Origin of the sequence: Candidatus Mesenet endosymbiont of Phosphuga atrata (genome assembly GCF_964020175.1) — a bacterium.
Classification (GTDB): Bacteria; Pseudomonadota; Alphaproteobacteria; order Rickettsiales; family Anaplasmataceae; genus Mesenet.
The window spans coordinates 806,511-821,525 of the sequence record NZ_OZ026541.1; the positions used below are offsets into that span (position 1 = coordinate 806,511).

Genomic DNA, 15,015 nt, shown 5'->3' on the forward strand with positions numbered 1-15,015 from the left:
CTATTACAGTAGTAATTTATGTATTGATTAACATACTATATTTAGTGTATTAATACTGCTTAACATTTTAGAGATCAGGTAGGGGGAGAAGTGATTGGTTCAAAAAAAATGTTAGTAGCATTAGAAAGACAAGTCTTTGAAGCAATACGTAACAACAACATAGAAGGAATGATTGAAATATTAGGTTTAGGCTTTGATGTTAATGTGCAGGATTACTTTGGACGAACACCTATTTTTTTAGCTGCCTTATATAATAACTTACTAATGGTAGAAAAACTAGCTGAGCTTGGAGCTGATCTTGAAATAAAAAGTGACCTTGGAGATACAGTTTTAAGTAAGATGGTGTCAAAGGATAATCCGTATAAGAAAATACCAAAGGAAGAACAATTAGCTATAATTAAGGTTTTAATAAACTGGGGTGCAAAACTTACAACTAGCATTCGTGGTGCTCTCCCTATCCACATAGCAATTCAAGTAAGGTGTGGTTTAGATATAGTAAAAGCACTACTTGCAGAAGATACCATCAATAAAAAAGACATTTTTGGGTACGCATCACTACATTTAGCAGTATTGTCTAATCAAATAAACATAGTAGAACTATTGATAAAACATAATGATGTTAATATCAACATACAGCACAGTACCACAGGAGATACTCCACTGATACTTGCAGCTCGCTATAACCTAAGAGACATAATAGTACTATTAGTAATTCATCGTGCTAAACAAGATTTGCAAAATAAATATGGGCAGGAGCTTTGCAACTTTGTCTCACAAGAAGATATAATGTCTTTTTCACAAACTACTACAACACCACCACTAAAATATATAGAGTGTCAAAATAAGTCAATTACTCAATCTGGCTTAAAAGATAGTTCACATAATCAACACCAAATATTAGAAAATAGACCTGATGAGTCTATTAGGTCTATTCTTTCTGATTTAAGCTCTATGTATAATAAACAGCTTAACCATAATTTACCTGGACCTAATACTTCTAAAGCATCTCAATCGAGAATGTTATCTCCTATACCCAACGTTGTAAGCCCTTTTAGATCTAGTATCTCTAGAGCATCTGAATCAATATTAGATGTAGGCTCATCTAATTCTGACGTTTCTGAAACATCTAAGCACAGCACATCAGCAATTTTAGGTTCACCAAAGTCCAGCTTTTCCGGATCTTTTACAAACAAATTCCAAGGAGCATTAAATATAGATTCACCTAGATCCATTATTTCTGAAATATCTCAATACGAAAACATAAGTTCATCTGGATCTAGTATTTCTGAAGCATCTCGACGTAGAAATATAAGTCCACCTATATCTACTACTTCTGAATCTACAAGATCAAGTATAGACTCATTTAGCCCATCTGGATCATATGCTGTGGATAGCAAGAGGAAAAAATTTAATCATATATTCCTTTGTAATAGCCTTCATTAAAAATTAAAGCAATGGAAAAATGACAAAATCAAGTTGTCTTTTTTAAGATGCTATATGACTTAAAAGATAGGCAACTAGAAAGGTAAGAAAAAGTAGAGATACAAGAGATTCATGTCCAGTATTAGTGATATAGATAAGGAATTTAAAATGGCAGATTTCATAAGGTGGGCAAAATCTAGTTTAACAGTTGATGATGCAGATTCTATAACAACCAGGTATAGCATTTCTTACAATAGACCTCTTTCGAAACTCATATAGAAAATTATAAATAGCAGCAATCAAATTGAATCTCAGAGCAAAACGTTTTCATCTGCGATAATTTTTGAATCTAATCCAATCACATTCTCTATTACCACTCTTTTGCTCATGGGTTCCCGATTTTCTTTCTTTTGTTCATTTTTTATTTTTCTATGTGGCAGCTCTCATGAATTTTTCTTATCCCTCTGTATCCACTATCCGCTAAAACTTTAATGTTTGGTAATATATGTACTTTTGATTCCTTGAATATTCGAAAATTCTGCCATTTGCAAATGATTTGCTCTGTTTTCCTACAATTAACTGCGTTTTGAGTGTATTTCTTACTTGAATAAAATCTTAGTTGCTTTTTAGTGAGAAGAATGTTTGTGGAAGCGGTTTGGTACACGGATCGAAGTGGTTGCCAGTGGCACCAAAAATATACGGCAATTACAGGAGCATACACAAAAAATTCAAAAGATGGTGCGAAAAAGAAATTTGGGGGAAGTTGCTCCAATATACACAACAAGACCCAGATTTGGAAATAATCGATGGTACAATTATCCGTGCTCACGCCTGCTCGGCTGGATACAAAAAAAGCTCAAGAAGCTTTAGGGCGAAGCAAGGGTGGCTTTTTAATCAAGATTCATGCTACTGTTTTCGCTAAAATTTGTTCTCACACCAGGTCAAAGGAACGAAATTACACAGGCTGAAGTACTCATTAAAAACGTTCCATCGTAGTAGGCTGATAAGGGTTATGACAGCAATGCTTTTAAGGATGTAAAACCGCCAAAGAGGAATAGAAAAGTGCATACGATAAGCATATTTACAAAGAGCGACATCTGATTGATTTGGAAAAATCAAAAATTTCAGAAGGATTTTTTTCAGATTCGACAGGACAGCTGAGGTTTATATGGGACTTTTAAACTTCGTTGGTGCTCTCATTTGGCTTAAATGAAATTTTGTTCACATGGCCTAAGTGTCAGATCAAGTTTTATTTAGTACACGTAAAATATTGAAGTTATTTACTATTTTTTCAAATCTTAGTCCTATTCATTTTTATACCTCCTTTAAGTTTTTCCATTAATGGGCATTTTTAGAAGAGTATTTAACTTGCCATGAAAGTTCTTATCCAACTTGTATATACTCTTCATGATAATTTTAGGTACAGCAGAAAATTCACCTTCTTGCTTTAAAGCGCTTTCTAACTTATCCATAGAATCTGTATTAAAACTATTATCAACTAAATCAAGAAATATACTTTCTATTCTTTTAGTGGTATCTTTATATTTATTCAATGAGTGATCATTAGGATATGACGCAATACCTCTAATAACTTTTAACTCACTCATAGTAAAATCTTTAAATGCAATTTGTATGAGCTGCTCTACTATTTCTTCTTTATTTTTTCTTTCAATTAAGTGGCACTTAAGTAATATTTGAGCTATGGAATCTACTGCATTTTGAACTTCTGTGTAACTTAATATGTGAATAATATTATCTTTTACAGTACAACCGTGTAAGCTGTTTTCTTTTTGTAGAAGCTCTATTAGTTTTTCACATGCTGTAGAATTTAGATTTAAATGTTCTCTAGCCATAGGTCTAATTGATATCATTCCTTTATTGATTCTAATATTCAGTTGCGGATGCTTTTGGTAAAAGCAAAATATAATATTTTGATGCTCTAGCTTATCTGTAGCTTCTGTAAAAGCATATTCTATTATTTCACTGTTTATAACGATACCATGTTTACATAGATGATCTATTACAGTTTCAAATTCAATGTAATTAAAACCTTTATTTTTAGTTAGCTGAATAACATCTAAAATACCTTCCTTTGTATATTCTATACTAGTTTCATCTGCAAATAATGTTTTTGCTGCTTTGTTCTTATCTAAAGTAGTAAAAAATCTTATAAAATTTTCTACCTCTTTTTCATCATCAGTTTTTATTATTATAAGGTTACTGCTGATCGATATATTCTTTATCATCACTGCCCCCTTTATTATTTTTTATAATTATTGAATGTAATTTTATCCGTAAAATATTAAAAAATAAGTAACAATGGTATATTATTTTCTCAAATTGACTCTTAACAAAGTTTTCTATAGATATTACTAATCTAGTGATCTAATATATATTCTTTTACTTGAAGAGATTTAGGATTTTCAAAGATTTCTTCTGTTTTACCAGTTTCAATAATCTTTCCCATATGGAAAAATACAACATTGTTAGAGAGTTTTTTTGCTTGTTTCATCGAATGAGTAACCATCACGATAGTAAATTTAGATTTAAGTTCAAGTATTAAATTTTCAATGGTATTTGTTGCCATTGGATCCAACGCTGAACATGGCTCATCCATTAAAAGCATGGTTGGTTTTACGGAAATAGCACGTGCTATACACAAGCGTTGCTGTTGGCCACCAGATAGATCTAGAGCGCTATCTTTTAGCCTTTCTTTTAGATCTCCCCACAGGCCCACTCTAGTTAAACTTTCTTCTACTATTTCGTCTAGTTTTTTTTTTGTTCTTGCCATATTATGAAGTCTTGGTCCATAAGCAACGTTATCATATATTGATTTGGGGAAGGGGTTAGGTTTTTGAAATACCATGCCTACCTTAGATCTGAGCAGAACTACATCCATATCAGAGCTATAAATATTTATTCCATCAATTCTAATTTCTCCTGTAATCTTGCACCCAGAAATATAGTCATTCATGCGATTAAAGCAACGCAAAAATGTAGATTTCCCACAACCAGATGCTCCTATAAAAGTTGTGATTTCTTTTTTATAAATATTTAAATTTAAGTCAGACAAAATTTGCTTTGAGCCATACCACAAACTTAAGTTTTTAACTGATGAAAAAATTTGCGTCATCTTATATTTCTAAGACGTTTTTCATAGAATAAAGGCCTGCAGGTTTTTGAGCTAACCATAGCGCTGCTTTAATTGCACCCTTAGCATATATATTCCTATTTATTCCTCTATGGCTAAGCTCTATTTGCTCACCCTCATTAGTAAACATAATTTTATGATCTCCAACAATTCCTCCTCCACGAGATACAGCAAAACCTATACTACCTTTTTCTCTAAGGTTTGAATTACTGTTGAAATAGTGATTTATTTTAAAATCAATACCTAAACCTTCAGCTGCTGCTTTCCCCAAAGCTATAGCTGTACCAGAAGGTGAGTCTTTTTTGAGACTATGATGCATTTCCCAAACCTCAATATCATAATCTTGACCTAAACTTTTAGCTGCATCCTGCACTAATTTGCATAATAAACTAATCCCTATACTCATATTCGCTGACCATAAGACAGGAGCTCTTTTTGAGTATTTCTCAAGATCAATATCATCAATACCAGTTGTGCCACTAATAAGTGGTTTCCCTAAATCAGATGCAATCTCAAGACATTGAAGCAAACATTCTCTATTTGTAAAATCTATTACGACATCAGATTTTTCAAACAGATCAAAAATAGAATCAGTTACCTCAATTCCTATTTCAAGTCCGATGTTTAAAGCTAAGCCAATATCTAAGCCAATTTTTCCATTTCCTGACCTAGCAATACCACCACTTACCTCTACATTTTCGTAGTTTCTAAGTTCACTAACAATAGACCTACCCATTCTTCCTAGACAACCAACTATACCTATTTTTGTTTTCATATCAATTTTCCTATAGAATGGCTTATAATAAAGGCTTTATATTCATGCTCTACTAAAAATATTTCCTAAAAAAATACCTACGTACAACAGTAATCCAATATAAGAGTTGATTTTGAACATATGTGAACAATTAATTGGATTATCAAAATTTGATTTTTTATATTGGTAATAAAAAACTAGACTAACAGCTAATAGCGTAATATAAAAAAATATATTCAGTCGTGATATTAGTGCCATACTAGCCCACATTGTTAAAGACATTAAATAAAATCTTTTAAGCCATAATTTAGTTTTATCACCAAAATATATAGCAGTTGATTTGATTCCAATTTTTACGTCATCTTCCTTATCTTGATGAGCGTATATGGTATCATAGCCTAAAGTCCAAAATACACAACCTATGTATAAAAGTACAGATTGCAAACTTAAGTTATCTCTAATTGCAGACCAGCCCATTAATGCTCCAAAATTTATTGTAAGCCCCAAAAAAAACTGTGGCCACCAAAAATAGCGTTTAAGTAGAGGATAAACAATCACCATAGGCATACAAATTATGCCTAAAATTATTGTTGTTTTGTTGGTAAGAAGTAAAACAACAAAAGCAAGTGGTGTAAGTAGCATAAGTAAAATTAAAGCTTGTTTTACGCTTAAGATCCCTTTTGCTAGAGGACGGTCCTGCGTCCTTTCAACCTCAGCATCTATTTTCCTATCAAATATATCACTTATTGTGCAGCCAACAGGCCGCATTAAAAATGCACCAATTAGAAATAAAATAGTATAATAAATTATCTGTTGAACGTTATTTGTTGCTAAAGCTATCCCGCTAAGACCAGGAAACAAATAACACCATAGCACTGATAAACAACTATCCAAACGCATCAGTTTGAAATAAGACTGAAGAATGCTTTTATCTAAAAATGCCATATGCAGTTTGTAAACACTGTATTCTAAGTAATTTAACTAAAATAATACAAAAACTCTTTTGCACAAGCTATTTTAGAGAACTTACAATTCTTAATTGTTGTGTTCTTAATTATTATCTTAATAATAGCATGTTTAGAGAAATATTTATGAAATTAAATGATCAAAAAATTCAAGAGTATCAACCATGCAAAAATGGTGATCAAAAATGTCTAGATTATAATAGTTTATGTGCTACTACAGAAGAAGAGAAGATAAAGCAAAAATGTTTTGACTATCATTTATTTTGTTCCATTGCAAAAAATAATATTGAAAGTGTCAGATTTGTAATAAATAAAAGTATCAGATTTTTATTCAACCACTATGGATTAGAAATCCAAAGAATGAGAAAAAGCATAGAATGCTAATTTACCAATTCTCGTTTAGAGTGATTTTATCATCTGATCAGTTACATTTCCCTTACAAAATAGCCAACTGCCCATAAATCCATTCTTCAATTCCGGAAAATTTTGTTGTTGAACTTCTTCTCTTTGCACTAATTTGCTAAATATAGAAACATATATATGGACATGATTTGATGTAATTTTCCCCCTGATTTCTACATACCTCTTGTACTACATCTTTGGTTCTCTATCAACACTGATATTTCATGCCATATGATATATATACCGAATGGCTGCTTTTCCTCTAATATCACCTCAAACTTACCATCAGCTATTATATACTTGAAAGCAATCCCAAATTTGGGATAATAAAAGACTTTACTAAAATGGCAAGCAGTAATCCAATGGTAAAAGCAGCTATAGAGTTAAGAAACAGCACACTATCAATTAAAAGCACTACTATGCTTTACCAAGATTCAAAATTGATTAATGGTTCTTTTTATCCAAAAATTACCGATAAAAGCAGTAATATTCCTAATATAGGAGTAATAATAGGTAGTATACTTAGTAGTATTTTTGCCCTAAAAACTCTGACTTTTTTAGGAAAGAAGTTCTATGATTATTGTAGAGGTTGTAATACATATGGTTGGAAAAATAACAGAAACACAATGACCGAATCATTGCTAGAACAAGTAGAAGACAATTCTACTGCAACTGAATTATCTAATGTTACAGTTGATATAGCAAGAAGTAGTCAAAGAGTTGCAACCACTCCTCTTTAAAATCAAATGTATATAAGCAATGCATTTAGGTTCACTGCTTATACTGAATGTTTTATTGACAAGCAGAAAGCTATCTATAGGATATACTTACTAGTATGAGAGGGGGAATCATGCCAATCAATCAGAGACTACTTGATGCCATTAAGCTTGGTGATGAAGAAGGTGTTAAGCTCTATGTAAGGGATAAGGCTTGTAGTGATGACTATGACTATTATGATACAGATTGTACAGATGTTAACATTCAAAATGATGAGTATAACAATTGGTCTTTATTACATTATGCTATTTTTTATAATAAACCTAATATCGTTCACTTACTATTAGATTTAGGAGCAGATTTAGAAATTAAAACTGGAGCGGGAAGTACCCCTCTTAATCTTGCTGTTCTTTATAATAGAGTTAAAATTATTAAAATATTGTTAAGTAGAGGAGCAAATTTAGAAGCCGAAGCTATAAAAGGAATAAGACCACTCCATTGTGCTGCTGCCAATGGTACAGCTGAAATTGTTACAATATTGTTAGATGGAGGAGCAAATTTAGAAGCCGAAGCTATAAGAGGAATAAGGCCACTCCATTATGCTGCTGCCAATGGTACAGCTGAAATTGCTGAGGTATTGTTAGATAGAGGAGCAGATTTAGAAGCTACAACTACACAAGGAAGAAAACCACTCCATTTTGCTGTTTTTTATAATAATGTTGAAGTTACTAAAGTATTACTGAGAAATAATGCAGATGTTAATGCTGTAAATAATCATGGAGATACTCCATTAAATGTTGCTCGTAGAAAATACTCTTATGATAAAAATTACAAAAACATTACTAAATTGTTAGAAGAAGTAGTTTCCTTAGATATTGCTTTTAAAGAATACTTTAATGAAGAAGTAGCTCACAATAGAACTACAATAAGTAGTGTAATAGAGGGTATGACAATTTCTAATACAAGCAATGGAATTGTCGATATGAGAAATAGCACAATACCTTCGTTGATTACCGCTACTACAGTGGTACCACAACATCTCCACCAAGATCGAGAAAATACCACAAACCTTTTGCTTTCAGGGGGTAGTGTAGAAAATGGTACCTTTGGTCAGGTAAGTAGTTTATCAAGTATTAATGGAAATGGGTTGTTAATGTTTATAGGTTACATATGCACTTATGCTTACAAGAAGATGTTTTCCACTGATGGCCCATCAACTGTTATGAATGCACCTTCGCTTGGTCAAGATCATACTTTGGCGCTTCAGTTAAATTAAACGATAATTAATGAGAGTTAGTATAAAAAACAACTAGCTTGTAGTAAAGCTATTATTTCATATAATTTATACATTTGGTTTTATGTCAGGGCAGTCTTGGTTTTTGTTAGGGAATGGTCAAAAGGAAGGCTATAAAGTTGCATATACAAATGCTCGTATAATTGACCCTGAATCTAAACTTGATATTTATGGCTCACTTCTAACCGAAGGTAAAGTTATTGCTGATTTTGGTGAATCTTTATTTGTAGGTGGTGTACCAAGTGGTATCGATGAGGTGATAGATTGTGGTGGCCTTGTGCTTATGCCGGGGATTGTTGACATTCATGTGCATTTTCGTGAACCAGGGCAGGAGCATAAAGAAACTATATATACTGGCAGTAGATCCGCTGCCGCAGGTGGTGTAACCACTGTAGTTTGTCAACCAAATACTATTCCACCTATCGATAGTATAATACTTGCTAGATACTTAAAATATAGAGCACTTGAAACTTCTCATGTTAATATTGAATTTTACGCAGCAATTACAAAATCTGGAAATAAGTTAACTGAAATGGCATTGCTTAAGGAAGCTGGAGCTGTTGGTTTTACTGATGATGGGTTGCCTGTTATGAATGCTCATATAATGAGGCAGGCTCTTAAGTATTCCTCTATGCTAAATGTTCCTATTGCTCAGCATGCAGAGGATCTGAATTTATCTGCAGGTGGCTGTATAAACGAAGGGGCAGTCTCTGAGGAACTGGGGGTTGTAGGTATTCCAGGCATCTCTGAAGCGGTGATGGTTAGTCGTGACATTTTACTTATGCAAGATATTGCTGATGTCCATTATCATGTTCTACATGTCTCATCTCAAGACTCATTAAGAGCAATTGCTGATGCAAAAAAAAGAGGAATAAATATAACTTGTGAGGTTGCCCCTCATCATTTTACTCTGACTGAAAATGACGTTAGAGAGCATAGCTCAATGGCAAAAATGAATCCACCACTAAGGTCAGAGGAAGATCGTTTAGCTATGATAGAAGGACTGAGATCTAGTATAATCGACTGCATAGCAACCGATCACGCACCACACGATGTTGGTTCTAAGGACTTATCACTTAGTGATTCAGCTTTTGGCATTGTAGGGCTTGAAACTCTTCTACCATTAGCACTTGAATTGCACTATAATCACAATCTTGATTTACTGGATGTATTAGGAAAATTAACCTATAAGCCTGCAGATATTATACATATTCCACGTGGACGAATAAGAAAGAACTTTATGGCTGATTTAACTTTGGTTGATTTAGAATATAGGTGGGAAATTGATATCGGTAAATTTGCAAGTAAATCAAAAAATTCTCCTTTTGATAAAAGAAAGGTAAAGGGGCGTGCAGTTCGTACTGTAGTATCTGGTAAAACTGTGTATATACTGAAGTAGATATTTTATTATAAAAGTGAAATTTGATACTATATATATCTATTTTTGCATTGTACTGGAAACTAAATTTTAGTTACTTTAGGTTAATATTAAAAATTTAAGATAGGTGTTTCGTGAAGATATTGCGTTATGTTACAGTAGCTGGTGGCCTACTTCTTTTATCCTTATTGTACGCTGTACCTAGTTTTATTAATTGGAATAGTAGATATAAAGGCTATATAGAACAAAAGCTAAAGGAAGTATATGGAACTCAAGTAAATATAAATGGTAATATTGAAGTTTCATTCATGCCAGCAAAAATGGTTATTCATGATTTATATATTAAGCATGAAGATGAAAATTATCTATCATCTAAATCTACTACCATAGGGAAACTAGAGTTTAGACCATCCTTTTTATCTCTAGTCAAATTTGCACCAAGTCCAAAAAAAGTAATTATACATGGTTTAGCCACTGATATGCAAAACCTATATAGAATGACCAAAACAGAAAGTAACATTAAAAGTGTATCAATTATAAATAGTGATATCGATATAGGAAAAAAAGATAAAATACATATAAAAATAGCTACTTTTAAAGATACAAAAGCTAACAAAAAAATAACATCTACGTTTACTTTAAGACAAAATAATTGCAATTTAAATGCAAGTATGGATCTTATCAAGCACAACACATATCAAGTAGACGCAAAGGTAAGTTCAAATTTCCTAAATATAGCATTGGTAGGGAAGCAAGATCAAAACTCCTTCAAAGGCAAACTGACAGCAAAAGCAAATAATCTACTTGGTGTTATAAGTGGCACTGAAGCTACTAAACAGATAGCAGATCGAGCTTTTGAACTAACATTGGATATACACGTAAACAATGGTGAACTGAAGGTCCATAACTTGGGATTTAATTCTGAAGCTATAAAAGGGAATGGAGAGATTGTTTATAATCAAAACAATACATATAACGTGGGAATAAATCTTGAGAAAATAGATATGGATTATCTATTTTTTAATCGACGAGAAGTTAATCACGATAGGTTGAATAGCATATTGGAAAATTTTAGATTAATAATTCCAGATTATATAAATGCTAATTCCATAATTAAAGCTCAAGAAGTAAAATACAATGGTAAAATTTTAAGTGACGTTGAATTTAAAACGAGTGTACATAATGGTAAGGCAGGTATTAATCTTGCTCTTGCTTTGCCAGGTAATAATAACAGTATGGGTGTTACTGGTGAAATAAGCAATAACAAGATAGTGTCTAGCTTCAAAGGAATACTTTCAGCGCAGGGACAAGACATAGACTCATTATCTGAATGGTTACTTCCTATTTCAATAAAAGATGATCTTAAAAATAGCACATTTAAGTTTAGTAGTCATGTATATGTTGCACCACGAATATTTATGATCTCGGATGCTAAAATGTTAACAGATGAAGGAAATCTACACGGAGAAGTAAGTGTAAAATACAATAAAAAGATAAATATTATTGATGGTAAAATAGATGTAAATGATATTAACCTTAATAAATATAGCCTCAACTTGTCTACTGAAATAGAAAAAGATAAGTTACCTATGCAGTGGTTAAGAGATAGCAAATTTAACATTAAATTCAAAACCAGTGTTAATAATTTTGTAATCAAGAATAATCAAATAAAAAAAATTAATTTTTTAGTTAATACCATTAAAGATAAATTATCTATAGATGATATTAATTTAGTTGGAGATAATATTGACATAAGCGGTAATGCAAAAGTAACAACAGACTTTAAAACAATAAAACCAACATTAGAAGTAAACTTAAATGGCAAAGAGTTTAATAGTGCTCTTTTCGAATTGCCTGACTTGGTTACAAAAACAAAAGCTTTACAAACAAGAAATGAAACAATGAAAATTATGTGGTCACGTCATGACTTTAATTTTTTAAAACTAAATGAATTCAATGGTAATATAAATATTAATGTTAAAAAATTTAAAACCAAATCTAACATTTTAAAAGATCTTAAATTAAATACTGTTTTAAAAGATGGTTTAATTAGTGTGAAGCAATTTGAATATGGAATAGCAGGTGGATATGTGATTTTTCAAGCCAACATTGGTACTGGATCTCAGCCCTCTTTAGTTTCATCATTTTCAATAGCTAATTTAGATATAAGCCATATGGCAAAACTTTTAGATATTGACAATCTTACAGGTAATATTAGCATGAGCGGCAGCATAAAAACTGAAGGTAAAAGTCTATACGAATGGGTTAGTAGAGCAGTTGGTAAAGTAAGTATTGCAGCAAGAGGAATTAGTTTTGTTGGTGTGGATTTAGATTCTTTCATTGTTAATTTACTGAAGAGCAAAAGCAAATCAGATATAGCTTCACTAACACAAATGTCTTTATATAGTGGTAATACCTTCTTCACCACAATAGATGGTAATGCACAGATTCAAAACGGTATCTGCTCAACAAGTTTGCAGTTTATAATAAATAACGCAAGTGGATCAGTTTCTTCAAATATATCTCTGCTTCAATTTACAACTATCTCCTTCCTGAGACTTTTCTTCATACCATCAGAAAAAAGCAATCCGGTATATATAGATTTAAACTTAACTGGACCGATATGGCAGCCAAAGGTTAATTTTAATATTGATGATTTATACTCTATAATAAAAACTGAGTCTTTGAATTAAAAGTAAATTTAAGGAAAATAAACGATAAAAACTGATTAAAAAATGAGAATTTGTAAGGAATATGTATAAAAAATCAGATTATTTTATCCCCTTCCTCTTATGCAAGTAGCTCCCTTTTCATTACGTTCATTTTCAACTCTTCCAACATGACTAGTAGTTATGTTATCATTACAAGTAATAGTTTTAGTTCCAAGCTGAGTATAATCTTTGCTTCCACGTTTAATTGGGTTATGTATTGTGCCTTCTTTTCCCTCATCACTTGAGATGAGATTGTTAACCTTTGTCCCAATTATTATAGCTGATACTATTGGAATAAGTACAGCAACACTAACAAACGTAAACCCTGATGCAAGAGTAAGGATAGCTAGCGCACCGATCAACATATTTGCAGAAGGAACAAAATTACCTACGGTTTTGCTATCGCTTTCAGGTATTTTACTTTTTTCCTTGTTACTACCAAATTTTTCTTTTAATGACTTAAGTGGATCATTAAGGTCTATTCCTGTTACATCTTGAACAAAACCTGGTAATTTCTCCATTGATTCTGAAGCCCATCTTTTAAATCTTTTCCATCTGCTATCATTTGGATTGTTAAAATAATCAGAGACTTTTTTGATCATAATCTACTAAAAAATACCTTAATTTAAGTGTAACATTAAATTTTAAAAAAATCAATAATTTATAGCTTAGATAACATAGGTATCAGTTTATAATACTAACTTATTGCCTTATATTTAAAGTCATGAAAAAATTAAATATTGGATTGCTTGGCGGAACGTTTGATCCTCCCCACTTTGGTCATCTTTATATTTCAACTAAAGCAATAAAGACAATTGGTTTAGATTGCATATGGTGGGTAGTTGCCAAACAAAATCCATTGAAAGAACAAAGCAATAGTATGACAAGTAGAGTAAATTTTGCCAAAAATATATCCAAATTTAGCAGTAAAATCCGTATCATTGACATAGAAAAAACGGTAAAAAAGAGTTACAGTTATAACACAGTAGTGCTATTAAAACAAAAGTTTCCACATATAAATTTCATATGGATTATGGGTTCAGATAACTTAATTTCCTTACATAAATGGTATAGATGGAAAGAATTCTGTAGAGCAGTGCCAATTGCAATTTTTGAGCGTGGTAAATTATATAAAGAAATTAAATATCCATTTGTTAGTTGTTTTTCATCTTTTTACGTTAGGCAGCCAAAACTACTGCTGAGCTGCACTCCTAGTTGGAGTATTATCAGGATGAAAGTTAATCCCATGTCTTCATCAATGATAAGGCTTTTGACATATTAAACGTAAACGAATAAAACCTTTTTAGTAAGATAAAGAAAACCTATATGCATAAGCCAGTTTTACTACAAGAAGTGATGTCAATCTTGGCACCAAAGGATAATGAGATTTATGTTGATGCAACGTTTGGTGCAGGTGGATACAGTAGGAAGATATTACAGCTAGCAGACAGTAAAGTATATGCAATTGATAGAGACAAGAGCGTACATATTTTTTTTGATGAGTTAGATTCTGCATATCCACAAAAGCTGCAGCTTTTTACGAGTAAGTTTAGTAAAATGAAAGAACTACTTGTGCAAAGTAACATTAATTACGTTGATGGGGTTATTTTTGATATAGGTGTATCCTCAATGCAGCTTGCGGATGGAGAAAGAGGTTTTTCATTTATGCATGACGGCCCTCTTGATATGAGGATGAATCAGTCTTCAGACTATATCAATGCCGAAACATTTGTAAATACACTTAGGGAAAAGGAAATTGCAGATACGATATATAAATATAGTGGAGAGCGTTGTTCCCGTAGAATTGCAAAAGCAATAGTAAATGCGCGCCAAAAGAAAACAATAAAAAGTACTTTGGAACTGGCAAATATCATCCGCTCTGTTATTCCAAGAGGAAAAATTGATGCAGCAACGAGAACATTTCAAGCTATTAGGATATGGGTGAATGATGAACTGGGTGAACTAGAAAAGGGACTTAAAGCTGCATCGGAAATTTTAAATACAGGAGGTAGACTCATAGTTGTTTCTTTTCATTCACTAGAAGATCGCATAGTTAAAAACTATTTCAACCAATTATGCGGTAAAAATTCTCCTGTTCCAACTCCAAGTGAGTTCACCTTTATCAATAAAAAAGTAATTAGACCAAGCAGAGAAGAAACTCAAACAAACCCACGTGCACGTTCAGCAAAGCTTAGGGCTATTATTAAATTATAGTTTTTAT

Annotated in this window: 13 protein-coding genes; 8 read left to right on the forward strand and 5 right to left on the reverse strand. The window is 32.0% G+C overall.

Annotation, left to right across the window (positions count from 1 at the left end; all coding sequences use genetic code 11):
• Window positions 1-90: 90 nt before the first annotated feature.
• Complete coding sequence (locus tag AACL09_RS03915; protein WP_339047110.1) at window positions 91-1,443, forward strand: ankyrin repeat domain-containing protein; 1,353 nt, start codon at window positions 91-93, stop codon at window positions 1,441-1,443.
• Window positions 1,444-2,747: 1,304 nt separating this feature from the next.
• Here AACL09_RS03915 and AACL09_RS03925 read toward each other — a convergent pair.
• The 4 genes from AACL09_RS03925 to ubiA all read right to left on the reverse strand — a co-directional run bounded on the left by AACL09_RS03925 (window position 2,748) and on the right by ubiA (window position 6,272).
• Entirely contained in the window at window positions 2,748-3,668 is a 921-nt protein-coding gene (locus AACL09_RS03925; protein WP_339047112.1) for a hypothetical protein, read from the reverse strand.
• A 131-nt stretch (window positions 3,669-3,799) separates the two neighbouring features.
• Window positions 3,800-4,555 carry a phosphate ABC transporter ATP-binding protein PstB gene (gene pstB, locus AACL09_RS03930; RefSeq protein WP_339047114.1) on the reverse strand — a complete coding sequence of 252 codons (756 nt, stop codon included), beginning with the start codon at window positions 4,553-4,555 and terminating at the stop codon, window positions 3,800-3,802.
• Window position 4,556: 1 nt separating this feature from the next.
• Window positions 4,557-5,348, reverse strand: coding sequence for a 4-hydroxy-tetrahydrodipicolinate reductase (gene dapB, locus AACL09_RS03935; RefSeq protein WP_339047116.1), 792 nt, complete (start codon window positions 5,346-5,348; stop codon window positions 4,557-4,559).
• A gap of 42 nt (window positions 5,349-5,390) precedes the next feature.
• Window positions 5,391-6,272: a 4-hydroxybenzoate octaprenyltransferase gene (gene ubiA / locus AACL09_RS03940; RefSeq protein ID WP_339047118.1), complete on the reverse strand. Its 882-nt coding sequence runs from the start codon at window positions 6,270-6,272 to the stop codon at window positions 5,391-5,393.
• Between the two features lie 128 nt (window positions 6,273-6,400).
• Here ubiA and AACL09_RS03945 point away from each other — a divergent pair, with 128 nt between their 5' ends.
• From AACL09_RS03945 to AACL09_RS03965, 5 genes are all read left to right on the forward strand, one after another.
• Window positions 6,401-6,676 (forward strand): hypothetical protein, encoded by a 276-nt coding sequence (locus AACL09_RS03945; protein ID WP_339047120.1) that lies wholly within the window; start codon window positions 6,401-6,403, stop codon window positions 6,674-6,676.
• 362 nt (window positions 6,677-7,038) lie between these two features.
• Window positions 7,039-7,434 (forward strand): hypothetical protein, encoded by a 396-nt coding sequence (locus AACL09_RS03950; RefSeq protein WP_339047122.1) that lies wholly within the window; start codon window positions 7,039-7,041, stop codon window positions 7,432-7,434.
• A 110-nt stretch (window positions 7,435-7,544) separates the two neighbouring features.
• Complete coding sequence (locus AACL09_RS03955) at window positions 7,545-8,687, forward strand: ankyrin repeat domain-containing protein (RefSeq protein WP_339047124.1); 1,143 nt, start codon at window positions 7,545-7,547, stop codon at window positions 8,685-8,687.
• Between the two features lie 82 nt (window positions 8,688-8,769).
• Entirely contained in the window at window positions 8,770-10,104 is a 1,335-nt protein-coding gene (locus tag AACL09_RS03960; RefSeq protein WP_339047126.1) for a dihydroorotase, read from the forward strand.
• A gap of 113 nt (window positions 10,105-10,217) precedes the next feature.
• Window positions 10,218-12,776 carry an AsmA family protein gene (locus tag AACL09_RS03965; protein WP_339047128.1) on the forward strand — a complete coding sequence of 853 codons (2,559 nt, stop codon included), beginning with the start codon at window positions 10,218-10,220 and terminating at the stop codon, window positions 12,774-12,776.
• 83 nt (window positions 12,777-12,859) lie between these two features.
• Here the strand turns inward: AACL09_RS03965 and AACL09_RS03970 are convergent, their stop codons facing one another.
• Window positions 12,860-13,396, reverse strand: coding sequence for a hypothetical protein (locus tag AACL09_RS03970; RefSeq protein ID WP_339047129.1), 537 nt, complete (start codon window positions 13,394-13,396; stop codon window positions 12,860-12,862).
• 122 nt (window positions 13,397-13,518) lie between these two features.
• Here AACL09_RS03970 and AACL09_RS03975 point away from each other — a divergent pair, with 122 nt between their 5' ends.
• Window positions 13,519-14,076: a nicotinate-nucleotide adenylyltransferase gene (locus AACL09_RS03975; RefSeq protein ID WP_339047131.1), complete on the forward strand. Its 558-nt coding sequence runs from the start codon at window positions 13,519-13,521 to the stop codon at window positions 14,074-14,076.
• A 44-nt stretch (window positions 14,077-14,120) separates the two neighbouring features.
• Complete coding sequence (gene rsmH, locus AACL09_RS03980) at window positions 14,121-15,008, forward strand: 16S rRNA (cytosine(1402)-N(4))-methyltransferase RsmH (protein ID WP_339047133.1); 888 nt, start codon at window positions 14,121-14,123, stop codon at window positions 15,006-15,008.
• Window positions 15,009-15,015 lie beyond the last annotated feature (7 nt).

Coding starts and splice junctions, on each gene's coding strand:
- dapB (WP_339047116.1), bottom strand. CDS start 5,348: ATGAAAACAAAAATAGGTATAGTTGGTTGTCTAGGAAGAATGGGTAGG.
- rsmH (WP_339047133.1), top strand. CDS start 14,121: ATGCATAAGCCAGTTTTACTACAAGAAGTGATGTCAATCTTGGCACCA.
- AACL09_RS03945 (WP_339047120.1), top strand. CDS start 6,401: ATGTTTAGAGAAATATTTATGAAATTAAATGATCAAAAAATTCAAGAG.
- AACL09_RS03950 (WP_339047122.1), top strand. CDS start 7,039: ATGGCAAGCAGTAATCCAATGGTAAAAGCAGCTATAGAGTTAAGAAAC.
- ubiA (WP_339047118.1), bottom strand. CDS start 6,272: ATGGCATTTTTAGATAAAAGCATTCTTCAGTCTTATTTCAAACTGATG.
- AACL09_RS03970 (WP_339047129.1), bottom strand. CDS start 13,396: ATGATCAAAAAAGTCTCTGATTATTTTAACAATCCAAATGATAGCAGA.
- AACL09_RS03960 (WP_339047126.1), top strand. CDS start 8,770: ATGTCAGGGCAGTCTTGGTTTTTGTTAGGGAATGGTCAAAAGGAAGGC.
- AACL09_RS03975 (WP_339047131.1), top strand. CDS start 13,519: ATGAAAAAATTAAATATTGGATTGCTTGGCGGAACGTTTGATCCTCCC.
- pstB (WP_339047114.1), bottom strand. CDS start 4,555: ATGACGCAAATTTTTTCATCAGTTAAAAACTTAAGTTTGTGGTATGGC.
- AACL09_RS03955 (WP_339047124.1), top strand. CDS start 7,545: ATGCCAATCAATCAGAGACTACTTGATGCCATTAAGCTTGGTGATGAA.
- AACL09_RS03925 (WP_339047112.1), bottom strand. CDS start 3,668: ATGATAAAGAATATATCGATCAGCAGTAACCTTATAATAATAAAAACT.